The organism is Providencia sp. PROV003, from assembly GCF_045040775.1.
GTDB lineage: Bacteria > Pseudomonadota > Gammaproteobacteria > Enterobacterales > Enterobacteriaceae > Providencia > Providencia huashanensis.
The window spans coordinates 1,635,167-1,659,467 of sequence record NZ_CP096369.1 but is presented as its reverse complement, the minus strand read 5'-3'; the positions used below and the strand labels follow the sequence as shown (position 1 = coordinate 1,659,467).

At 39.4% G+C, this 24,301-nt stretch carries 21 protein-coding genes; 8 read left to right on the top strand and 13 right to left on the bottom strand.

The features are described from left to right. Nucleotides 1–261 precede the first annotated feature (261 nt). Together M1F14_RS07665 and M1F14_RS07660 are read left to right on the top strand one after the other, a co-directional pair. The gene (locus M1F14_RS07665) at nucleotides 262–876 is read left to right on the top strand and encodes a TIGR04211 family SH3 domain-containing protein (protein ID WP_042846399.1); all 615 of its coding nucleotides are present in this window, start codon (nucleotides 262–264) and stop codon (nucleotides 874–876) included. 14 nt (nucleotides 877–890) lie between these two features. Further along, a complete protein-coding gene (locus tag M1F14_RS07660; protein WP_181468737.1) occupies nucleotides 891–2,132 on the top strand; it encodes a multifunctional CCA addition/repair protein in 1,242 nt (413 codons plus the stop codon). 43 nt (nucleotides 2,133–2,175) lie between these two features. On the opposite strand, the gene folB is transcribed toward M1F14_RS07660, so the two are convergent. Then, entirely contained in the window at nucleotides 2,176–2,535 is a 360-nt protein-coding gene (gene folB, locus M1F14_RS07655) for a bifunctional dihydroneopterin aldolase/7,8-dihydroneopterin epimerase (RefSeq protein WP_042846051.1), read from the bottom strand. Between the two features lie 108 nt (nucleotides 2,536–2,643). On the opposite strand from folB, the gene plsY reads away from it, so the two are divergent. After that, nucleotides 2,644–3,300, top strand: a complete 657-nt coding sequence (plsY, locus tag M1F14_RS07650; protein ID WP_042846052.1) for a glycerol-3-phosphate 1-O-acyltransferase PlsY — start codon at nucleotides 2,644–2,646, stop codon at nucleotides 3,298–3,300. A gap of 279 nt (nucleotides 3,301–3,579) precedes the next feature. Next, nucleotides 3,580–5,112 (top strand): PAS domain-containing methyl-accepting chemotaxis protein, encoded by a 1,533-nt coding sequence (locus M1F14_RS07645; protein WP_042846054.1) that lies wholly within the window; start codon nucleotides 3,580–3,582, stop codon nucleotides 5,110–5,112. A 41-nt stretch (nucleotides 5,113–5,153) separates the two neighbouring features. On the opposite strand, the gene tsaD is transcribed toward M1F14_RS07645, so the two are convergent. Further along, on the bottom strand, nucleotides 5,154–6,173 hold the full coding sequence (gene tsaD / locus M1F14_RS07640; RefSeq protein WP_131680202.1) for a tRNA (adenosine(37)-N6)-threonylcarbamoyltransferase complex transferase subunit TsaD: 1,020 nt from the start codon (nucleotides 6,171–6,173) through the stop codon (nucleotides 5,154–5,156). Between the two features lie 329 nt (nucleotides 6,174–6,502). Here tsaD and rpsU point away from each other — a divergent pair, with 329 nt between their 5' ends. From rpsU to rpoD, 3 genes are all read left to right on the top strand, one after another. After that, nucleotides 6,503–6,718 (top strand): 30S ribosomal protein S21, encoded by a 216-nt coding sequence (gene rpsU, locus M1F14_RS07635; RefSeq protein ID WP_001144069.1) that lies wholly within the window; start codon nucleotides 6,503–6,505, stop codon nucleotides 6,716–6,718. A 170-nt stretch (nucleotides 6,719–6,888) separates the two neighbouring features. After that, the gene (gene dnaG, locus M1F14_RS07630; protein WP_042846057.1) at nucleotides 6,889–8,634 is read left to right on the top strand and encodes a DNA primase; all 1,746 of its coding nucleotides are present in this window, start codon (nucleotides 6,889–6,891) and stop codon (nucleotides 8,632–8,634) included. Nucleotides 8,635–8,822: 188 nt separating this feature from the next. Then, entirely contained in the window at nucleotides 8,823–10,664 is a 1,842-nt protein-coding gene (gene rpoD / locus M1F14_RS07625; protein WP_042846059.1) for an RNA polymerase sigma factor RpoD, read from the top strand. Nucleotides 10,665–10,724: 60 nt separating this feature from the next. Here the strand turns inward: rpoD and M1F14_RS07620 are convergent, their stop codons facing one another. The 3 genes from M1F14_RS07620 to M1F14_RS07610 all read right to left on the bottom strand — a co-directional run bounded on the left by M1F14_RS07620 (nucleotide 10,725) and on the right by M1F14_RS07610 (nucleotide 14,063). Then, nucleotides 10,725–12,185 (bottom strand): MFS transporter, encoded by a 1,461-nt coding sequence (locus tag M1F14_RS07620; protein WP_042846060.1) that lies wholly within the window; start codon nucleotides 12,183–12,185, stop codon nucleotides 10,725–10,727. Nucleotides 12,186–12,338: 153 nt separating this feature from the next. Next, on the bottom strand, nucleotides 12,339–12,731 hold the full coding sequence (locus M1F14_RS07615; RefSeq protein WP_048606243.1) for a hypothetical protein: 393 nt from the start codon (nucleotides 12,729–12,731) through the stop codon (nucleotides 12,339–12,341). Further along, entirely contained in the window at nucleotides 12,732–14,063 is a 1,332-nt protein-coding gene (locus M1F14_RS07610) for an MFS transporter (RefSeq protein WP_042846065.1), read from the bottom strand. Nucleotides 14,064–14,162: 99 nt separating this feature from the next. Between M1F14_RS07610 and M1F14_RS07605 the strand changes: the two genes are divergently transcribed. Further along, a complete protein-coding gene (locus tag M1F14_RS07605) occupies nucleotides 14,163–15,062 on the top strand; it encodes a LysR family transcriptional regulator (RefSeq protein ID WP_048606242.1) in 900 nt (299 codons plus the stop codon). Between the two features lie 116 nt (nucleotides 15,063–15,178). Here M1F14_RS07605 and M1F14_RS07600 read toward each other — a convergent pair whose 3' ends face one another. The 8 genes from M1F14_RS07600 to M1F14_RS07565 form a co-directional block, all read right to left on the bottom strand. Next, entirely contained in the window at nucleotides 15,179–15,478 is a 300-nt protein-coding gene (locus tag M1F14_RS07600) for an HdeA/HdeB family chaperone (protein WP_042846068.1), read from the bottom strand. A gap of 233 nt (nucleotides 15,479–15,711) precedes the next feature. Beyond that, on the bottom strand, nucleotides 15,712–17,007 hold the full coding sequence (locus M1F14_RS07595) for an MFS transporter (protein WP_071548585.1): 1,296 nt from the start codon (nucleotides 17,005–17,007) through the stop codon (nucleotides 15,712–15,714). 94 nt (nucleotides 17,008–17,101) lie between these two features. Further along, complete coding sequence (locus tag M1F14_RS07590; RefSeq protein WP_042846070.1) at nucleotides 17,102–17,563, bottom strand: RidA family protein; 462 nt, start codon at nucleotides 17,561–17,563, stop codon at nucleotides 17,102–17,104. A 9-nt stretch (nucleotides 17,564–17,572) separates the two neighbouring features. Continuing rightward, complete coding sequence (locus M1F14_RS07585; RefSeq protein ID WP_042846071.1) at nucleotides 17,573–18,733, bottom strand: M20 family metallopeptidase; 1,161 nt, start codon at nucleotides 18,731–18,733, stop codon at nucleotides 17,573–17,575. Between the two features lie 15 nt (nucleotides 18,734–18,748). After that, a complete protein-coding gene (locus M1F14_RS07580; RefSeq protein WP_071548586.1) occupies nucleotides 18,749–19,816 on the bottom strand; it encodes an alanine racemase in 1,068 nt (355 codons plus the stop codon). 11 nt (nucleotides 19,817–19,827) lie between these two features. Beyond that, complete coding sequence (locus tag M1F14_RS07575; protein WP_042846073.1) at nucleotides 19,828–20,487, bottom strand: transcriptional regulator; 660 nt, start codon at nucleotides 20,485–20,487, stop codon at nucleotides 19,828–19,830. Nucleotides 20,488–20,761: 274 nt separating this feature from the next. Beyond that, a complete protein-coding gene (locus M1F14_RS07570; RefSeq protein ID WP_181468738.1) occupies nucleotides 20,762–21,862 on the bottom strand; it encodes an ABC transporter substrate-binding protein in 1,101 nt (366 codons plus the stop codon). Nucleotides 21,863–21,937: 75 nt separating this feature from the next. Beyond that, a complete protein-coding gene (locus M1F14_RS07565; protein WP_071548588.1) occupies nucleotides 21,938–24,139 on the bottom strand; it encodes a TonB-dependent siderophore receptor in 2,202 nt (733 codons plus the stop codon). Between the last annotated feature and the right edge of the window lie 162 nt (nucleotides 24,140–24,301).

Genomic DNA, 24,301 nt, shown 5'->3' with positions numbered 1-24,301 from the left:
ATTTCACTGCCATCATATTACCCCAATCAAGCCAAGCAGAGAAAAGAAACTATCTATAAATCAAAAATTCTACCTATTACATTTCTTTCAGAGAGTTATATTGTAAATGAGATAAAAAGAAGTGTAATTTAGACAGTTAGGATAGTTCTCATTATCCTTTAGAGCATGAATACATCGATGTTTAGAGTTTGCACCTACACACTTTACTTATTAGTATTCAATGAATATAAAATTCACTCACCACAAAAGACTGTAAATACCATGCGAAAAATTCCATTATTATTAATTTCACTCATGGGGCTAGGCCTTTCCTTAAATGCACACGCAGCAGAAAAACGTTATGTATCAGATGACCTATCAACTTACGTTCATAGTGGCCCTGGTACAAATTACCGCATTGTTGGCACACTTAATGCGGGAGAAACGGTTGAGCTGATCTCCACAGATAATAAATTTGCGCAAATCAAAGATCAAAAAGGCAGAACTGTTTGGCTACCTGTAGACCAATTAAGTAATACCCCAAGCATGAAAACGCGTATTCCTGAATTAGAGGCTGAAAATCAAAAACTACGTCAACAATTAGATAGCATTGACAATACATGGAATACCCGTACCGCAGAAATGCAACAAAAAGTGGCGGATAACGACAATATCGTTAACCAGCTAAAAGCTGAAAATGAAAAACTAAAAAATGAATTAATTAAATCAGGTAAAAAACTGGAAATAGCAGAGGTCAACTTGGATGATCGCCGCCGTGAGTTGATTTTACAATGGTTTATGTATGGTGGAGGCGTTGCTGGAGCGGGGTTAGTTTTTGGTTTGATTTTACCTCACATCATCCCTCGTCGTAAAAAACGTAATAATGGTTGGATGTAACAAAGGTCATTAATATGCAAGTTTATCTCGTTGGTGGCGCCGTGCGGGACCAACTCCTTGGTCTTCCTATTTCTGATAGGGATTTTGTGGTAGTTGGTACAACCCCAGAAGCTATGCTTGAGCAAGGTTTTCAACAAGTAGGGAAAGATTTCCCCGTTTTTTTGCATCCGAAAACTCATGAGGAATATGCGCTAGCCAGAACTGAGCGTAAAACCGGCGCTGGCTATACTGGCTTTAGTTGTTATAGCGCCCCGGATGTCACCATTGAAGATGACTTATTACGACGAGACCTAACCATTAATGCAATGGCACAAAGTGATTCTGGCGAAATTATTGACCCGTTTAACGGTATCAAAGACTTAGAAAACCGGTTATTACGTCATGTATCTAGTGCATTTTCAGAAGACCCGTTACGGGTATTGCGTGTAGCCCGTTTTGCTGCACGCTATTTCGAATATGGTTTCTCTATCGCACCTGAAACTTTAGCACTAATGCAATCTATGGCAGGAACGGGGGAATTAAGCCACCTAACCGCTGAACGTGTTTGGGCAGAAACAGAAAAAGCACTGAAATCAAGCTCACCCCAAGTTTATTTCGACGTATTGCGTCAATGCGGTGCACTTCACGTCCTTTTTCCGGAAATTGATGGCTTATTTGGTGTTCCCGCCCCCGAAAAATGGCATCCAGAAATTGATACAGGGGTTCATACCTTGATGGTCATGAAGGTTATCGCAACCTTATCTGATGATATCGATATTCGCTTTGCTGCGCTCTGCCATGATGTAGGTAAAGCATTAACGCCCCCTTCCGTTTGGCCCAGTCATCCTAATCATGGGGAAAATGGAGTCGTACTCATTGAAAAACTTTGTGATAGATTGAGGGTGCCTAGTAGCGCCCGTGATCTGGCTCGCCTTGCTGCTCGCTACCATGATAAAATTCATATTATCAATAAGCTACCTGCAAATGATTTAATTGCGGTTATGGACGGATTAGATAGTTGGCGCAAACCTGAACGAATTACGCAATTAAGTTTAATCAGTGAAGCCGATGCAAGAGGCAGATTAGGCCTTGAGCAACAAGCCTATCCACAAGGGGAATTTCTTAGACAAGCATTTGCCATTGCGCGTGCTGTTGAGGTCAAACCGATTATTGAACAGGGGTTTACAGGGCCGGAAATTCGCCAAGAACTAACACGGCAGCGTATTCAAGCTGTGCAAGATTGGCAGAAACAACAGCAAATAATGGTAATAGCTTAGTAAGCCATGGTCATACTGGCGGTATAACACCGCCAGTCGCCGTTTAAGCGGTTTTAATTCCCCTTTCGATTACTACCCCCACTTGGCGTGCGCGAGCGACTGCGCCCGGCTTAGCCACCCTGATTCGTACCCATGGGCTTTTAAACTGAGTCAATAAGAGCTGAGCGACTTCTTCAGCCACTCGCTCGACTAAACCAAATTTATTTTCCTCTACATAGCTGATAATGGCTTGGCTGACTTGTGCATAATCCAAGCAGTACTCAACATTATCGCTCATAGACGCGCGTTGGTTGTCCCATCCCATTTCGATATCGAGCACTAATTTTTGTTCAATATCTTGTTCCCAGTCATATACACCTATCGTGGTGATGACTGATAATTGTTCAATAAATACGATATCCATCACGTCATTTTCTCATTTATGTACTGAATTGATACCACTTCGGCAAAAATATGCGTATTATCCAAGGCTGAAGTGAATATATGGCCTTAACCGTTTTTGGAGTTAGCTATGAGTGCAACCGCGCTTGGCATGATAATCTTCGCCTATCTATGTGGATCAGTTTCGAGTGCGATACTGATCTGCCGTTTGGCGAGACTACCCGACCCCCGTCAACACGGCTCTGGTAACCCCGGTGCAACTAACGTATTACGTGTCGGTGGCAAAGCTGCCGCTGCTGCTGTTCTTATTTGCGATGTATTAAAAGGTATGGTCCCAGTTTGGCTTGCTTATTATTTAAATGTGCAACCATTCTATCTTGGGTTTGTCGCAATTGCAGCTTGCCTTGGGCATATTTATCCTGTTTTCTTCCATTTTAAAGGCGGGAAAGGCGTTGCTACCGCTTTTGGCTCAATTGCTGCTATTGGTTGGGACTTATCTGGGTTAGTCGCTGGTACATGGTTACTCACTGTACTGCTAAGCGGCTATTCCTCATTAGGGGCAATTGTGAGTGCGCTACTGGCACCATTTTACGTATGGTGGTTTAAGCCTGAATTTACTTTCCCTGTCGCAATGTTATCTTGCTTAGTCCTTGTGCGCCATCATGGCAACATACAACGTCTTTGGCGCGGTCAAGAAAGCCGGATTTGGCAAAAACTAAAAAATAAAAAGCAAAAAACCAATAAAGAAATTGCCCAAGAAGCCAAAGAACAAGAACTCGACGATTAATCCCCCCTCTTTTCTATCATGATAAAAACGAGCTGAAAATTCAGCTCTTTTTTTATCGTTTCATTTTCATCACAGACTGCCTAAAACACCGAATAATAACAGCAGGGTTATATCTCACCTTAAAACTGTACTGGCAGCAATTTGTGCTGCGTTACATTTTTGCCATAACTAGCGCACACTTTTAATAAAAAGTTAATTTATTGCAAATTTATTACTAAGGAATATTTAAAAAGTGTCGACTATATAAAAGCAAAATTAAACAATAATAATGGTATTTATATGAGCAGAACCCCTTATATCACTCAAAATGAACATATGTTAGACGAAAACATCACGTTAATGACTACTAGCGATTTACAAGGCAACATTGTTAGTGCTAATGATTTTTTTGTGCAAGTCAGTGGCTATGAATTAGATGAATTATTAACACGTCCTCACAATATTATTCGTCATCCCGATATGCCTAAAGAAGCTTTTGCTGATATGTGGGCCACATTAAAAAAAGGAGAACCTTGGACCGGCATTGTCAAAAACCGACGTAAAAATGGCGATCACTACTGGGTTAGAGCCAATATCGTCCCGATTAAACGTCAAGGCAAAATTACAGGTTATATGTCGATCCGAACACGCGCGACTCGCCAAGAAATTGCGACTGTTGAACCGCTCTATGCCGCAATGAATCGAAATAAATGTCAGCGTAAAATAGTTAAGGGGCTTGTGCTTTCCAAAAAAATGCCGTTTCACTTCTCCACTTTTTCTACACGTTGGCGCATTCGATTAACCATGAGTTTACTATTGATATTTTGGCTAGTCATGGCGAGCTTAGCTGGGTTACAAGCGCTGCCATTTACCATCGCCAGTGCTTGTACACTTATTACGCTAATTATTGGCAATATTGCCTTTGAAAGAATGCTCGCTAAACCACTGGAAAACATTGCGACACAGGCTTTAAGTATTGCTCGAGGCGAACGCCATAGCATTCACCATATGCAACGTACCGATGAAATAGGGCTGGTTTTACGCTCAATCGGCCAATTGGGGCTAATATGTCGCTGGTTAATCAAAGATGTCTCTGCACAAGTGGATAGTGTACGAAAAGGCAGTGAATCTTTAGTTTCCGATTGCCATGAGCTAGATACCCATACCCAGCAAACAGTCGGTTATATGCAACAAACTGTTGCTACTATGAACCAAATGGCAGTTTCCGTAAAAATGAATGCAGACAACACGGTTCAAGTTGATCAGCTTTCTAATGCAACCAGCGAAACCGCAGTTAGCGGTGGCGCGATGATGGAAGCTGTTGTTGATACCATGGATGAAATTGTCCGCAGTACAAGTAAAATTAATTCAATCACCGATGTCATCAAAGATATCGCTTTTCAAACCAACATATTAGCACTAAATGCCGCTGTAGAAGCCGCTCGTGCAGGTGAGCAAGGCAAAGGCTTTGCTGTGGTTGCTAATGAAGTACGTAGCCTAGCAAGCCGCAGTGCTAGCGCAGTGAATGATATTCGTGAACTCATTAACGATTGCGAAAAGAAAGTTAACTCAGGGAAAGAACAAGTGCACACCGCTGGTGACACGATGAAAGATATCGTCGACCAGATACAAAATGTCACTCAATTAATTACGCATATTAGCCAAGCCACTTCTGAACAAGCCGCTGGCATTGCTGACATTACACAAGCCGTTAGTGAACTAGAAACCATTACGCAGCAAAGCACATTGTTAGTTGAACAAAGCACAGAAACGTCGAACATGGTCAAAGGGCGTTCAATTCGATTAGAAGAAGCGGTTACTGTCTTACATTGATATTTGAGGGATAACAAATGGGCTGCACAGCAGCCCTAATATTATTTTTCTAGCGGAGGTAGTTCAGCAAGTGGCCAACGTGGGCGCACTGTAATACCTAACCCTGTGCTTGCCCCCCCTTTCAAGCGGATAAGACCGGCTAGTGCAATCATCGCGCCGTTATCGGTGCAAAACTCAGGACGTGCATAAAACACTTCGCCCCCACGCTGCTTCAAGACCTCGTCCATTTTTGCTCTTAACGCTCGGTTGGCACTCACCCCACCGGCCATCACTAAACGTTTGAACCCCGTTTGCTCCAGCGCGCGTTTGCATTTGATTGCGAGAGTGTCGACTACCGCATCTTCAAAAGCCCTAGCAATATCAGCTCGGGTTTGGTCGTCATCCGAATTTTCACGGATCGTATTTGCTGCAAAGGTCTTTAAACCTGAAAAGCTGAAATCAAGCCCAGGCCTATCCGTCATTGGTCTTGGAAACACAAAACGCCCTGCGGTTCCTTGTTGTGCCATACGAGATAAAACGGGGCCACCAGGATAGTCTAAACCTAGTAATTTAGCTGTTTTATCAAACGCTTCACCTGCTGCATCATCAATAGATTCACCAAGAAGCGCATATTCACCGACCCCTGTCACGCTTATTAATTGGGTATGCCCACCAGAAACAAGGAGTGCTACAAAGGGAAATTCTGGGCTTTTTTCTTCTAGCATTGGCGCTAGCAAATGGCCTTCCATATGATGAACGGCTACCGCAGGCACATTCCATGCAAAAGCCAATGACCGGCCAACCGTTGCCCCCACCATTAAAGCACCAACCAGCCCTGGTCCAGCAGTATAAGCTACCGCATCGATATCTTCACGAGTCAGGTTAGCTTCTTTCAGCGCGGCCTGAATCAGAGGGACTGTTTTACGGATATGATCACGGGAAGCCAACTCCGGTACTACGCCACCATAATCGGCATGCACTTTAATTTGGCTGTATAATTGATTAGCCATTAGGCCAAGCTCATCATCATAGATTGCGATACCAGTTTCATCGCAAGAGGTTTCGATACCTAAAACACGCATTGCACTACCCTTGTTTATTGCATGACCGCAAGTCTATCACTATTTTCGCTCAATCGCGTAATTAATGTTGTCAAAAGGCTGACTTTCATTGCTGTATAGTCTATAATCAGCCCCCTGTAATAAAAATTTCGTGTGGCTAATTCTCATTATTATCTGGTTTTGTTTACTTTTTCATCGAACAAGCAACAAATCAGGTGATCTTGTGTGATTCAATTTTATACGGCACTTTACAAACCCGTACTCATTGAAGTAAAATTCCGCACCATTTTAAATGAAGGCTGGTGAATCAATACCAGCAACAAACCGATTTCTATTGAGGTGAGAGGCACATGCCGGTAATTAAAGTACGTGAAAACGAGCCATTCGACGTTGCACTACGTCGTTTCAAACGTTCCTGTGAAAAAGCAGGGGTTTTAGCTGAAGTTCGTCGTCGTGAATTCTATGAAAAACCAACGACTGAACGTAAACGCGCTAAAGCATCTGCTGTAAAGCGTCACGCTAAGAAACTGGCTCGCGAAAACGCACGCCGTACTCGTCTGTACTAGTTGATTGCGGTGAAAACCGCATTCATAAGTAGACGATAGCTAATACAAAACTTTAGTTTCTCTCGTAGTCACTCAGTTTCGTAGTAGTAAATAGCTAAGCAGTTAAAGGCCGTGCTTTCCTCAAGGAAGCGCGGCTTATTATCGTTCATCAACAGGCGAAAAAGAGGCTTATGGCTGGACGAATTCCGCGTTCATTTATCAATGACTTGTTAGCAAGAACAGACATCATTGATTTAGTCGATGCAAAAGTCCCGTTAAAAAAACAGGGTAAAAATCATCACGCTTGTTGTCCGTTCCATAATGAGAAAACCCCTTCTTTTACTGTTAACAGTGAAAGGCAGTTTTATTATTGTTTTGGTTGTGGAGCCCACGGCAACGCTATCGATTTTTTAATGAATTATGACAAACTTGATTTTGTCGAAGCAATTGAAGAACTATCAGCACTGCATGGTCTTGATGTACCTTATGAAAAAGGGACTGGAGCAAGCCAAATAGAACTACATCAACGGCAAAACCTGTATCAGTTGATGGAGAAAATTAATCAATTTTACTGCGCTGCCTTAAATCATCCCTCGGCTAGTAAAGCCATAGATTATTTAAGCCAACGTGGTTTAAGTGCCGAAATTATTGAGCATTTTTCAATTGGTTTCGCCCCTGCGGGGTGGGATAATTTACTCAAGAAATTCGCAGTAAACCCAGAAAGTCGCAAACAGCTTGATGATGCAGGCATGTTAGTGACCAATGATAACGGTCGAATCTATGACCGCTTTAGAGAGCGGGTCATGTTCCCAATTAGGGATAGGCGCGGTCGAGTGATTGCATTTGGTGGGCGGGTTTTAGGGGATGCATTACCTAAATACTTAAACTCCCCCGAAACAGATATTTTCCATAAAGGCCGTCAGTTATTTGGCCTATATGAAGCGACACAAAATAATAATGAATTAGCTAAGTTGTTGGTTGTTGAAGGTTATATGGATGTTGTTGCCCTTGCCCAGTATGATATCCGCTACGCGGTTGCCTCATTGGGAACATCGACAACATCAGAACATATTCAGCTACTTTATCGTTCTACAGATACTGTTATCTGCTGTTATGATGGAGACCGAGCTGGCCGAGAAGCTGCATGGCGGGCGCTGGAAACAGCTCTTCCTTATCTAACTGACGGCCGCCAACTTCGTTTTATGTTTTTACCCGATGGTGAAGACCCCGATTCATTAGTACGCAAAGAAGGTAAAGAGTCTTTTGAGCAACGCATGAAAGATGCTCAAACACTTTCTGCATTTTTATTTGATTCACTTGTGCCACAAGTTGACCTGAAAACTCAAGAAGGGAAAGCAAAATTTAGTAAACTTGCTATCCCATTGATTAAACAGATACCGGGCGAAACTCTGCGCCTTTATATGGCTCAAGAGCTAGGAAATTTTATTGGTATACCGGATATTTCTCAGGTTCTTGCTATGATTGATAGAGAGAGCAAAGAACCAGTTAACTATCAGGCACCAAAATTAAAACCAACCACAATGCGAATATTAATCGCGCTGTTGGTACAAAATCCGAACTTTTCGGAACTCGTTCCCTCATTGGAGGGAATTGCCCATATTCAAATGCCGGGGCTTTCTCTATTTCAGGAATTGGTTGATGTATGCCGTTCCACCCCCGGGATGACTACTGGGCAGTTGCTAGAGCGTTATCGTGATAATAAATTTTCGAAACAGCTTGAAAAACTAGCAACATGGAACGATATAGAAATAGAGGAGATAGCGGAAAATACCTTTATAGATGCCTTAAATCATCTATTTAATAGCGCTCTTGACGAACGTTTCGACTATTTAATAGCAAAAGAACGAACTGAAGGGCTGACCCCAGAAGAGCGCGAAGAAGTCCGCTTAATCACTCTCTCAAGAGTGAAAACATAATATAACCAAGACAGAATTAATATTTAAAACGGCTTAAGTGCCGATAAACACAAGGCAGATGCCTGTAAAACGCTACGAAAAATAAAGGGCGTAGCGAAATAATAAATGTTCCCTTTGTATGTTCTTGTTGGCCGAATGTTTCGCCGACCGACACCAATCTAAATACTCAGAAGTGTGGATACCGTCTTATGGAGCAAAACCCGCAGTCGCAGCTTAAGCTACTCGTAACCAAGGGTAAAGAGCAAGGTTACTTAACCTATGCCGAGGTCAACGACCATCTGCCGGAAGATATCGTCGATTCAGATCAAATCGAAGATATCATTCAGATGATTAATGACATGGGCATCCAGGTCATGGAAGAAGCACCTGATGCCGATGATTTAATTTTGGCTGAGAATACTTCCGATACTGATGAAGATGCAGCAGAAGCCGCTGCACAAGTGCTGTCCAGTGTTGAAAGTGAAATTGGCCGTACAACTGACCCAGTGCGCATGTATATGCGTGAAATGGGGACTGTCGAGCTTCTCACCAGAGAAGGCGAAATCGACATCGCAAAACGTATTGAAGATGGGATTAATCAGGTTCAGTGCTCTGTGGCTGAATATCCTGAAGCTATCACTTATCTTCTTGAGCAATACGACCGCGTTGAAGCAGGTGAAAGTCGTTTATCTGACTTAATCACTGGCTTTGTTGACCCTAATGCGGAAGAAGACCTCGCACCAACAGCAACACATGTTGGTTCTGAATTGCCACAAGAAGAATTAGATAAAGACGAAGAAGACGAAGAAGAGGAAGAGGAAGAAGAAGAGGACGATAACAGCATCGACCCTGAATTAGCTCGCCAAAAATTCTCTGACCTTCGTGAGCAATACGAAAAAACGCGTCAACATATTAAGCAATATGGTCGTAGTGATGCGAAAACAGCGGCAGCCATTGAACAGCTTTCAGAGGTGTTCAAAGAATTCCGCTTAGTACCAAAACAATTTGACTACTTAGTCAATAACATGCGTGAAATGATGGATAGAGTTCGTACTCAAGAACGTACCATCATGAAACTGTGTGTTGAACAATGCAAAATGCCAAAGAAAAACTTCATCACTTTATTCAGCGGCAATGAAACAAGTGAGACTTGGTTAACCGCTGCAAAAGCGATGAACAAACCTTGGTCTGAAAAACTGATTGAAGTTGAAGAAGAAATTCTGCGTTGTTTACAAAGATTGCGTCATATTGAAGAAGAAACAGGCCTGACGATTGAACAGGTGAAAGATATCAACCGTCGTATGTCTATCGGTGAGGCAAAAGCGCGCCGTGCGAAAAAAGAGATGGTTGAAGCGAACTTGCGTTTGGTTATTTCTATCGCGAAGAAATATACCAACCGTGGCTTGCAGTTCCTTGACCTCATTCAAGAAGGTAACATCGGTCTGATGAAAGCCGTTGATAAGTTTGAATATCGCCGTGGTTATAAGTTCTCAACTTATGCAACTTGGTGGATACGTCAGGCTATCACGCGTTCAATCGCTGACCAAGCACGTACTATCCGTATCCCGGTTCATATGATTGAAACTATCAATAAACTGAACCGTATCTCTCGTCAAATGCTGCAAGAAATGGGCCGTGAGCCATCGCCAGAAGAACTGGCAGAACGCATGCTAATGCCGGAAGATAAAATTCGTAAAGTCCTGAAGATTGCTAAAGAGCCAATCTCAATGGAAACGCCTATCGGTGATGATGAAGATTCACATTTAGGTGATTTTATTGAAGATACCACTTTAGAACTGCCTTTAGACTCTGCGACATCGGAAAGCTTACGCTCTGCAACTCATGAAGTATTAGCAGGTTTAACTGCTCGTGAAGCGAAAGTTCTACGTATGCGTTTTGGTATCGATATGAATACCGATCACACCCTTGAGGAAGTCGGTAAACAGTTTGACGTTACCCGTGAGCGTATTCGTCAGATTGAAGCAAAAGCATTACGTAAATTACGTCATCCAAGCCGCTCAGAAGTGCTACGCAGCTTCCTTGATGAATAATTTATTATTTAACACCTGCTTCGGCAGGTGTTTTTTTATGCATACTAATTCACCATAAAACTATTTAGCCCACCTCACTTTTACCATTAGGCATAATGTTGCCAGAATAGCCATTGCTCCGCCTAACATCGCCAAATTAAAACCGGACACAAAGGCTGACCGAGTAATTTGCTCAATAAACAAAGATGGAACGCGAGAGGAAGTTTGAATCAACTGTTCGATTTCCTGTACCGATAGGATACCAACTAGCCTGTCATCATGGCGTAATTTACCAATGGCATGCTGGGTCATTAATGTCCCTAACAAAGCAATTCCTAACGTCATACCAGTTTGCCGCAATGCATTCATAACCGCGGATGCAATTCCCGAATAGGCTTTTTCAACACTAGCCATCACTAATGCACCAATTGCAGGCGTCGACATTCCCATCCCTGCACCTAATATAAATAATATCACCGCAATCGGAGGATAGGCTGTTTCAGAATTAACACGCGTGAATAATAAGGAAGCGAAAGCAATAAAAATAAAGCCTAGGATCATCAGATTTCTGACGCTCATATAGCGCGAGAGTTTACTAAATGAGAATGAAAAAATAGCCATAGCAATAAACTCTGGCGCCATTCTTATCCCCGCATCAAACGCTCCCCACCCCTGTCCTTTTTGTAAAAATAGGGCGATAAAAAATACATTGCTATAAGTCGCAAAACCGAGCGCAAAAGAAGCCATATTATATTGAAAGAAAAAAGGGTTCTGTTTGAATAGAAAAATCGGCAATAATGGCCTCTCTATGCGACGTTCAACATAGATAAACCCGATACTCGCTATTACTGAGATAATTAATCCGCTAAGTGTTATATAATTTCCCCAGCCTTGCTCACCAGCTTCTATCAAAGCAAAAGTTAATCCACCTAAAGCCACAATGCTCAAACTTTGCCCTATTGGGTCTAATGCAGCTTTGTCAGGGTCAGCACTTTCTTGAATACCTAACCAGCCTAATAATAATGTCAGCAACCCGATTGGAATATTGATCCAAAAGATCGTTGTCCAATTGAAGCTATCAACTAAAAAACCACCTAAAATTGGGCCAATGATCAGAGACAGTGCACTCACTGCTGACCAAATGCCAATAATTCTTATCCGTTCAATATCATTGGTAAATGCTTGGGAAATTATAGAAAGAGCCCCGGGAATTAACGCAGCGGCTGCTATCCCTTGTATTGCCCTACCTGTAATCAATATTTCAGGGGATGTTGACAATGCACAGATAGCCGAGCCTAAAGTAAAAATGACAATACCTATTAACCATACTTTCTTTCGCCCATAACGATCACTTATTGGCCCTACAGAAAGAAGTAATGCCGATAAACATAGTGCATAAGCATCAATAACCCATTGTAGCATCGACATGCTCACGTTTAATTCACGCCCAATAGCTGGTAATGCAACATTCACGATACTGATATCTAGCGTTGCCATAAAGGTGCCTAAACAAACTGCTAAGATCAAAAAAAGCCGTCTCATTTTATTTTCCTCGTCCCGATCATGGCAACATGATAATACTCGACCGACCGACGGTCAATCAAAATGAGAACAAATATCATTTGAATGTTTTTATCTTTTTTACTTATAAAAAACGACCTTAAGGTCGTTTGATGTGAACATGAGTTTTAATCTTTATGCTACTGGTGTTTCATGAAGATAAACCCAATAGCATTTCTCTGCTTCAACTCTAATACATGCAGTTGAAATTCTTAATGTTTCAACCCCATCATTAAGCTGTTTTTCTTGATATTGCACCCAGCAATACTGGTTATCTTCGTGTAACGGAAGCATATTAAGGCACCTTGTACTAAATGAAGTTTTGTTGCCTATATTACTGCTAAATAATGTGTTCACTTTATCAAGCCCAATACTTTGCCCTTGAATTGTGACCATTTTAAAGTTGTCATCAAAACTGGCTAATAGAGGGGCTAAACTTTTATCGTCATCACGGCCAGTAAATACATTTTCAATTAAAGTATGCAGGTCAACCACGCTTTGCAGCGCTTTTTTCATTGTTTCGCTCATTTATTTTTCCTTTATGACTGAAATTAACGAGAATAGCCCAAGTATTGAAGCAATTAAAAATGTATATTGGTAACGTAGTAAATCACTAGAAAAAGTAGTTAAACTAAATATAGAAATTAATACCACCGCCCCAACACTAAACGCCACTTGGCGATTAATATTCCATAACACACTGCCTTGTAGTAAATCTTTATCTTTAAAGTCCATCAATGAGCTAATTTGTGCGGTATTCGTGCATAAACCTCCACCTGTTCCCATTAATAGATAAGCAATAACAAGTAAGCTTAATTGATCTAAATTCGATACCCAGTAGAGAAAAAATATTCCCAAACTGTGTAGTAAAATTCCAATAACAAATAACTGCTTTTTCCCGATACGCTGATACAGTTTCCCGCCACTAGTCATTGAAACTAAAGCGCCTACAGCATACAGCACCATAAATAGCCCTGTCTGCCCCGCACTAAACCCAAGGTTCACTTGTAAGTTAAATATATTCAGTAAATTTACGCCTGTAAAAACCCCCGGTACTGCATAATAAACAATAAAAGCAGTACGTAGGTTCGCATTCTTTAATAACTGAAAATTTAGAATAGGTTCACGGCATTTCTTTGCGTATTGTAGGTAAAAAATAAATACTAATACTGAAACCGTAAAGCTCAATATGGCTAATGAAATACTGTGATAATCGTTGTAGAACGAAAATGACAATAATAAACATAATAAACTGATACTCACCATTAATAGACCTAAAATATCAGGTTTTTCTCTGGTTTTCTTACTCTCATTTTTTACCCATATCCAAGCAAGAAATGCAGTTAATAATGAAAAAGGAAGATTCGAATAAAAAATCCAATTCCACGATAAAGAATCAATAATTAAGCCACCTATTGCAGGTGAAAATGCAGGTGCTATTAACGCAACCGTCATTATCAAGGTAGAGATCCGTTGGCGATCATTATTTGGAAATAATGCAAAAACTAATGCCTGACCGACCGGTATTAATAATCCCCCTGCCATTCCTTGCGTAAAACGCCAAAAAATTAATTGATAAATTGATCCACTCGCCCCACTTAACCACACAGCTAAAGAAAAAAGCAGCATTGAATAACACAATAATTTTCGGTGACCTAGCCTACCCGCAAGCCACAAACTCATTGGCATCACCAAAACGAGTCCTAAAATATAAGCATTTGCTACCCAAGCCACCTGAGATTGGCTGGCTGAAAATGAAAATGCGATATCAGGTAAGGCAATAGCCGACATAAAAATGTTAATACAATCAATAAAGAAACCAAGTAAAAAGACTGTCGCTATTTTGTATCGATAAGTCATACACTTCCTCCGGTGGCAAAGAATAGAGTTAGGGTCTTTCTTTGTCGATGCAAAGGAAGTAAAATCATTGTTTAATAAAAACAAACAATCGACTCTATTATGCAAAAAAATTTCAAGCAGATTATTAGCTTTCTACAAGTGGTTGATTCCGGTTCATTCACTAAAGCCGCAGATATTTTAGGGCTAAGCCGTTCTATGGTTAGTGTCGATATCAAGCAATTAGAAGCTCAGCTTAATGTCAGCTTGTTAACACGAAATACACGAAATATTGCATTAACAGAGGTGGGAAAACATTTTTATGACGACTTTAAACGTATTCAAAGCCAAATAGATGAAGCTTTCGAAAGAAGCCAAAATTTAGGCACTAATATTGCGGGTCTACTGCGTTTTTCATCAACGAGTGAATTTGGCCAACGTTTTATTTTACCGCTACTCCCTGAGTTTTGCCGTCTTTATCCTAAACTAAGGTTACAATATTCATTTAACTCATCCTTAGACGACCTCATCACAGAAAAACTCGATTTATCCATTCGATTAGGTAATTTAAAAAACTCATCCCTTAAAATGAAAAAATTAGGTGAATATGAGATTTTCTTAGTCGCCACCTCTGAATTTCTAAAAAAATATCCGATCAAACAACTTACGGATTTAGCCAATGTTCCATGGATTAACCATGCATTATTAAACTGGCAAGATCCTCAATATTTTTTACAGAATTCAAAAAATGAAAAATATTACTTACCTTTAATTAAAAATCAGTATGAGTCTAATTCTGCAGCTGTTATTCACCATATGGTGTTAGCTTCTTTAGGTATCGCAATATGCCCTGCTTGGATGGTTGATGATGACTTACAGCATGGTCGTTTAGTCCATGTATTACCCGAATACCGCTTACCGAAACAAAATATTCAATTACTTTATCCAAATACTTTTGTTTTACCTGCTAAGACACGGGCATTTATCGATTTTTTAGCCGATAAATTAGCCGTAAATAAATAAAAGTATAAAGATCGATTCGATATTTCGAAAATATAGTTTCTAATCTACCACAGTATCAAAACTCATTTTTCTGGTTGGTAATAGCTATTATGCCCTCCATGGCATAATAGTTTGCTTTATTTCTTAGATGCTAAATAATCTTGCAGAGTGCCTTCCGGTTTTTTCTTACAAAACTCAACAATTTGAGGGACTTCAGCAACACTTTGCTCTGTTAACGCAACATAATCTCCACCTTTAAATTGCGTTTCTTGGTTTGTTACCCATAACGCAACAGGTGCCCAGCTTTGAGGGTCTAAATTAATAAATTGCTGACAAGTCATATTTTCAGGTGTAACTGTATTGTTGTCTGCTGCCATTGAGTTAAATGAAATTGTAGACACTGCAAATAATACGCTAGATATAATAACCTTTCTCATTTTGAACTCCTTTAAAAAATTTAAAATACAGAATTATGTGGCAAGGTATTATTAGCATATTATTTATGAAAATTACATATTCTAATTTTGATAGTTAAAATAATACTGGATTAAAAATTCAAACAATAAATAATAAAAACAAATAATCACGAAGGTAAATCTTAATTAGAGCATCTGTATAAGATTTATTTTTTATAAAAAAGCCACTTATAAAAAGTGGCTATAATATTGCATTATGCTGTTTTTACCTCCATTTCCGCGGGGTCTTTAATAGGTTCGTTTACAAAGAAGAAATAAACCAATGAAGCAAGAAATGCGACAGTTGCACAAACCACAAGCGCTAAAGTGAATGAATGGGTTTGGTCAATAATAATACCGGTAATAATCGGAGCAAATGACCCCCCAATAAAACCACCGAAGTTTTGAATGCCGCTTACAGAGGTGATTAAGCGAGAAGGAACTGAAACTAAAATCAGTCCCCAAGCAGAAGTCCCTGCAAAGTGAATAGAAAACAATGCCATACTAATACAAGCAACTGCAGAGAATGTGCTGTCTGTATAAGCCGCTGGCAATGTAAAGATTGCCGCAAATAATAACCCTAAGCAGATCATCCATTTACGACTTTTCATTTTATCTGCGCCGCGTTTCACAACATAATCTGCAACAACGCCATTAATTAACATTCCCAACGCACCAAATAAAAATGGTATGGCAGCTACCCACCCAGTTTTCTCTAAACTTAAACCACGAGAATTCTCAAGGTACGCTGGCAACCATGTTAGGTATAACCAGACCATATAGCCAACACCATTAAACCCAATAATCATGCCCCATAAAGAACGCTGTTTAAATAATGATGCCCATTCCTTAAAAGAGACTTTATTAGTGGATGACGGCGGTGCTCCATCATTTAAATATGCTAATTCATCGTCTGTTAGTTCTAATTGTTCACGATTACGATAGAAAATAAACCATAGAATTGAAAGAATAATACCGCTAATACCAATAATGATAAACATCGTACGCCAGCCAAATGCTAACATTAACGCAATTAATAATGGTGGTGCTAATGCTTGAGCCAATGTTGAGGACATATTAACAATCCCCATAGGTAAACCTCGCTCACGGATGTTATACCAATCATTAACAACTTTAACGCCTGTCGGTAAGTGAGGAGCCTCACCAATTCCTAAAATAACTCGGGCGATAATTAAATGAGTAAATGAAGATAATAACCCTGTTACTGTTTGAGCTAATGACCATAAAAATAGCCCAAAGCCATAAATCTTTTTAACGCCAAAGCGCTCCATAACCATACCAATAGGTAATTGGCATAAAGCATAACCAAATGAGAATACAGATAATAACAACCCCATTTGTGTCGCACTAAACCCTAATTCTTTACTTATGGTTGAGTTAGCAATTGAAAGTGATGCCCTATCTAAAAAATTAATAATACCTGCTATCAGCAAGAATGTGAGCGCAATGAACTGCCAGCGCTTTAGTCTTTTACTCGCGTGTAGTGACATAGTTAAGTACCTTTAAGACGTAACAGGACCCTGCGGAATAATATTCACTCCGCAGCTTTATTTTATTAATAATCTTTAATTTTTTATCTATTACTTATGATTTTAATTTTACTATTAGTTCTATTTCCACCGGTGTATTAAAAGGCAGTGTGTTAGTACCTATAGCTGAACGCGCGTGCTTTCCTTTTTCTCCAAGTATTTCAATTAAAAAATCTGAAGCCCCATTCATAACTTGTGGCTGGTTTTTAAAGTCATCTGTACTTTGTACAAACCCGAGTAATTTAATGCACTCATCAATTTTATCTAGATCACCTAAATAAGCTTTAAGTGTCGAAAGTATATTGATAATACATTGTTTAGCCGCTTCCTTTCCTTCTTCTACCGAAAGCTCCTTTCCTAGTGTTCCTGTATAGAGTAATTCACCATCTTTTTGGCAATCATGCCCTGATGTATAAAGTAAATCACCATATTGCTTAATTGAAACATATGAAAATTTAGGAGCCCCTGGTGTAGCTAATTTAATTCCCTTTTCTTCTAATTTTTTTTCAATATTCATTGGTTATTCCTATTTATTTAGCAATGTATTTGCCATGTCATAATAAATTTCTGCTGCGAGGTATAACTCACTTATTTCAACAAACTCATCCTTCACATGCGCTTGAGCTAACCCCCCGGGCCCCATAATTAATGTTGGGATTTTGCTAGTAACAGAGAAAAAAGGCGCTTCACATGTTGCTTCAAATATCTGAGGTTGTGATGTTTTCTCTGTAAAACGGCTTACTGTTTCTAAGGCCACCTGAGTAAGTTCATGGCCAACAGGAATATCTGAAGCAGGAATAAATAAGTAATTATCTAAGTGATATTCAATTTCTTCGCCTTGGTTATATTCAGCTATTACCTGGTGAATTTTTTGCTCAATATCTTGTTTATCTTCCCCAGGAACTAAACGCCTATCAATTTCAATATCACAATGTTGAGGAACAATATTTGGAGCTGTACCACCATTAATAGTGGTAATAATCATGGAAGCATTGCCTAATAATTGATGCTCTATTTCTTCAACAGAAGAACGATGCAGCTCTAATGCCGGTAATATTTTTGCCATTTTGGATATTGCACTATCTGGGTAACGGGTTTTTGCTGCATGCCCTGCTGTTCCTTTTGTACTCAGGTTATAACGGCTTACCCCTTTGTGTGCAATACAAACATCAAGGGAAGTAGGCTCACCAATAATGGCATAATCAGCACTGATTCCATCTTTAATATAGTGCAACATTCCCAGATTAATTCGTTCTTCATCAACGTTAAAAACTAATGTTAAATCCCCTGAAAATGTATCTTGATTACGCTTTAATAACGTCGCCGCATACATCATAGCGGCAACCCCTGATTTCATATCTGCAGCACCACGACCAAATACTTTTCCATCTTTAATCACTGGGTCAAAAGGTTCAGTACTCCAACCACAACCGCAAGGAACCACATCAATATGCCCATTAAATAAAAGATGTTTTCCTTTCCCTGTTCCTTTTAAATAAGCAATCACATTTGGTCGACCTGAAGCAACCTCTTGCATTTCAACATCAATATTTTCTTTTTTAAAATAACGATATATATATTCAGCAACTTGTTGCTCCTCCCCTGGAGGATTTTCTGATTTATGCCGAATTAAGGCACAAAGAAGCTCTAGCAACTCATTTTGTTGCTGTTTATTTAATTTATACATTTTATTCTCCGATAATTAATATCGTGCGTCTGGTATAATGATATGGTCTATTTCATTATTATTTAATGCGTATATTTTATTAGTTAAATTCGGAATAACACAGCTATGGTTGGGAATAATATTTAATACATCACCAATATTTAGTTTTATTTTTTCAGGATCATAACGGAGATAACCATGTTCTTCATTTAACTTAACCAGTTTGATATTTGGTTCTTCAACAATATAACCAAATCCTGATTCAGCAGATTGGTCTGATGTTAATGTTTTAGTCCCTGCATCCACAGTCGCATACCCAGCAATTGGAATACTTACCACTGTCGTTCTAATCGTTAAGGCACAATCTATTGGCGTATAAATACCACCATAGATTGCATTCATATCCCCAAAAATAAAATTGCCCGCACGGGACTCCGTAATACCCTTTAATTCATCTGCATAAAAGGATGAAAGTGTTGAGCCTCCTGATGTACGTTGTACCTTAATGCCAATATTCGCTAAACGTTGCTGGCAAGATAATAAAAGATCGGCTTCTGCTTTAGCTGCTTTACGTATTTCAGGTTCAGTTCGATATTGGTATATTGTCCCTGCATAAGTAAATACACCAATAATTTTTAAGTTAGGTAGCTCTTGCACATTAAGAGCAAATTGCTCTAAATCGTCTAATTGAATACCTTCTCGGTGAGCGCCATAATCAACTGCAATATATATTTCAATTATTTGGTTTTCATTCACTGCTGCCGTTGATAATTGCTTAGCCCCTTGCAAACTATCAACAATCGTCCTTAAGTTAACTTGTTTAGCCAATGCGACAAATTGTTGGCATTTTTGTTCACCAATCATAGGATAGGCTAGGAGAATATGATTAATCCCCCCTTGTGCCATTACAGTAGCTTCCTGTAATGTCGCGCAAGTAATCCCTTTTGCGCCACATTCGATTTCGAATTTAGCCAACTCCACCGATTTATGTGTCTTAATATGTGGCCAATGTTCAATTCCCTGCTGAGTTAACCTGCCTGTCATGCCCCTGACATTTTTTTCAAGTTGCTGTAAGTCTAATGCAACATAAGGCGTTATTGGCATAAAAACCTCTCTTAATCTTCATTATTGTCATCCCCTTTTAATTCCGCTAAATAGGTATAAAGGGTATATTTGGAAATATTTAAAAACTCACAGATTTTCTCACCTGCTTTTTTAATTAAAAAAGCCCCACGGTCATCGAAAAATTTAATGGCATCCATTTTTTCTTTTTTAGCCATATTAATGACGGGCACTTTAATAACTTGCATACATTCTTGAATAAGATGATCTAAGATTTCATTTACATCAGTGACAAAAACTTCTTTAACTGTATCTTGCTCAATATTATTGCGTTGTGTAATACCTTGAATCGCCTTTTCTGCTGCAATAAATTCTGAAATATCTTGATTGATACAAAGTGCGCCTGACACTTTACCGTTTTCATCCCGTAAATAAATAGAGGTTGAGCGCAGCATTTTCCCATCTTTAGTTTGGGTAAAATAATTATATTTATCGCCATCGACATCTGTACCACGTAACACTTCAAGCCCTAAATTACTACTTGGATCACCAACCTTTCTTTTTGTCACATGACCGTTAATAATAGCCACGATACTACTTTCTAAACCTTTGCTATGGTCATGTAACACCACCTCACAGTTCTCTCCAAATTGGCCAGCAATGCCTTTCATTACAGCTAATAACATTTCAAAATTATCTTGAATTATTTTCATTTTTTACCAAACTTATTTTAAGCCTAACTAAATATTAGTTAGATCATGAAGGAGACTCAATCAAGATTTGAACAATTTGTGATCTATATCTTGATTATAGCTAACAAAAATTTTGCTACTATCATAATAACAATCATCATAGCATTTTATAAAACAATGAATGAGCCCGATATAACAAGGCTTAGAGGTATGTCACTTGATTTTATAATGATAAAAAATGACCAAACTTTTTGTTAGCTATCCTTGCTAACAAAAAGTCAGATGTGATGATAAGTTATAATGTAACCCAGAAAACGCCTTCCGAGCGCAATTGAGTAAACTGCTTTTGAAAATCCGTTAAGTTCTGCTCTGGGTTTAACTTAGTAAATATCTCAGGGTGCATAAATTTTGCCATTGCTTCAATAGCAAATATATTCATCGGGTTATTGTAAAAGTTGTGGTAAATCGCCATCACCCGTTTTTCTTTTACCGATGTTAATGAGGAGATGCCTTGCCTATCGACTAATACCACCAATTGCTTTTGTGCATCAGATTTATTTGCACGGTATCCTAAGCTGACTGCAATTGAACGGCGGTTAAAATTATGCCAATCCGCCCCTGTTAAGAGATAAAAATCAGGGTTTAATGTAATAATATTCTCAATGGAACTTTCTGCCCCTTTAGCTGGAAAGCTATCAGCAACGAGGTTATTTCCCCCCGCTAACGACGCCAAAACGCCATAGCCTGAACGACCATATAGCTGACAGCAGTTCTCTGCAAATAGCCCTGCATTCGCTTCAATTAACACGGAAGGAAACGGCTGAACCAACTGAGACTCTATCGCCTTTAATTTTTCTTGGTACAACGTTGCAAACTGCTCTGCTCTTTCTTGCGTACCTAACAATTGCCCTAATAATAAGATACTTTTCGGGGTGTTTTTCGCAATATCCATTCGAAAATCAATAAAAATAACCTTAATACCCGCGGCTTCTAATTGTGGTAAGAATTGGCTATCACGCATCGACCCATAATTAGCCTTATGCATAATCACGACTTCAGGCGCGAGTTCTATTAATTTCTCAATTTGGATGCCCGCTTCTCGTGTTTTTTTCAATGTTGGGATATTTTCGAGCTCAGGAACCGCCGCAAAATAAGCTTGTTTTAAGTCTGGCGCATATTGTGTTAATGAATCACTCCACCCCGAAATACGTGAAATGCCCTCCTTACCACCAGCAATATCAATTGGCAAAATATCGCGACCATCAACTAGAAATAATTTTTCAACCGGAAGATTTACCATCACCTCTCGGCCTTGTAGATCGGTGATCAGCGTTGGCGTTTTAGCCTGTACCCAAACGCTAAATAAGCACAATAACCCTGCCAGAAATAATTTCATAGGATATCTCTTTACCTTAAATCTGCATCATTCTATAAGCATAAAGCCACTCTAAAGTGGCTTTATGTCAATCATTTAAAATGTCACGCTATAATTAAGCGCAAAGGTTCTACCGCGACCTTTATAATCATAAAGGTTCGGAGCTCCGTATTTAGGGCTATACAATCCTTGAGCACGCTGCCCCCAAATTGTAGAGTAATTTTTGTCGAGTAAGTTCTCTACAGCAAAGCTGACCTTACCGACTGGCAACATATAACTTCCTAATAAATCAACGGTATTATAACCATCTAATTTTTTGCCTGCTGCATCCGTTAAGTTAAATGTCTGCTGGCTTTGTAAACGTAATGCCCAGTCATTTGGCTCCCAGCCAACGTAAGCGTTAACCTTAGATGGGCTAGCAAAATCAACACTCCATTTTTCCCAACTACCATTAACTTTCGATTCTGATTTTTGTAGATTGAAGTTGCTTCCTACACTCCAATCTGAATCATCAAAGAAGTAATCAACGGCACCTTCTACCCCATAAATACGACGTTTATCGGTCTTCATATAGATGGTCATATCATCTTTATTGATACCATAGCTTCTATCAGATAGGGAATAATAGGTGGCTATTTGCGTGCGTAAGTTTTCACCGGTATAGCGCCAACCTAACTCAAAGGAGTTAACCTTGATACCTTTAACTTTGGTATCATTAATATTCACACTATTCTTTAAATTCCAATGGCCATTTGCATCTGGAGTAGATGAATAGGTACCTGTACCATAATATTTAGCAATATCAGGAATTTCAAAACCTTGTGAGAAGTTAAACCATGTTTGTTGCTCTTCCGTTAGGTTAACTAAAACCCCCGCATTAAACAGTAAGTTGTTATAATCCGTTTTCCCGCCCGGAACCGTATCTGCGGATTTACCGTTACCATTCGCAATAGCTTCTTGCTGTGAATAACCAATAAAATCATCCACTTTATTTTCAGTATATTGGTAACGCACGCCACCGCTTAATGTAAACATTGGCGAAATGTCATAGCTGCTTTGTAAAAATGTCGCCATGTTCGTGGTGGTATAACTCGGATATCGGCCAATTTGGAAAGCTTTGGTTAAATCCATTCCCCCCGATTCTTTGGCTTTGTCTAAATCAAAGAACATTTGATTGGCACGGAATTGCTCATGTTCTGCATCCACACCATAAGTTAACGTTAGCTCATCCATTGGTTGGCTATTAAATGTCAGCTTAGTTCCATAGAAATTGGTTTGCTGGTCGGATGAACTAATGCTTGTCACCTCTTTCCCTTTGAGGGTTGGGAATGGATAAAACTTTTGTGATTCATCACGATAATAAACTTGCGCTACAAAATCTTGCCCGAATACATCTGCATTTGAATATTGCAAATTAAGTAAGTTACGCTCAGTACCCGGTAAACGGTCAGAATTTAATTTACCGCTATTGTAGGCATCACTTTGCCCTTTTACCGCAGAAAAATCTTTCCCTAAATATAGGCCATGTTTACCATCAGACTCACTTTTATAATGTTGATATACAGCTTGAATCTGCTGTTTTTCATCCACATTAATCGTACCTGATGCCATGATATCTAGACGGTCAGAAAATTGCAGACCTGTTTGCGTATTATCGATATTGATCGCATTCCCTTTTCCATCATACCAACCACCATAACGTTGATAAGCTACAGCAACACGTCCATGAGCGTTTTCATTACCACCGCTGACAGCCGCTGCAACATTTTCATCATGATCTTTGCCATTGTTAAAGCCTGTTTTTCCACCTAACTGAAGAGAAACTTGTTTTTCTTCTTGGCCTTTTTTCGTGACAATATTAATCAAACCACCGCTGCTACCACCGCCGTACATCGCAGTAGCGCCAGAGATCACTTCAATATGATTGATATTAAAAGGGTCGATAGAGTCTAGTTGGCGGCTATCACTACGAGAAGAGTTTAAACGCACGCCATCTACCATGACAATCATCGAACGACCACGCATGTTCATACCATAATTCGTACGACCTTGGCCACTAACACTCATCCCAGGGATTAACTGAGCTAAAATATCTTTTAACTCCTTCCCGCCCTCCGCTTGTTGCTCAATTTCAGCATTATCAATCACCCAAGTGGTTTGTGCCATTTCAGAAACAGCCTTATAACCACGAGTTGCAGATACCGTAATTTGTTCTTCTTTTTTATCGGCGGCGAATACTGAGGGGGAAACGAAAGGGAGTAAACATGGTGAAAGAATGAAAAGGTGTTTTATTTTCATTAAATTAGGCCTTTAAATGTGGTCATAAAAGTCAGCGTGATCAATTTACAAACAATTCACAAAGCATGATTAAATCATTGCTTATTATTTTGTATAAAAACTATCATCAATTATAACTAATAATAAAGATGTATATAAGTATTATTATCATTACCAATACTT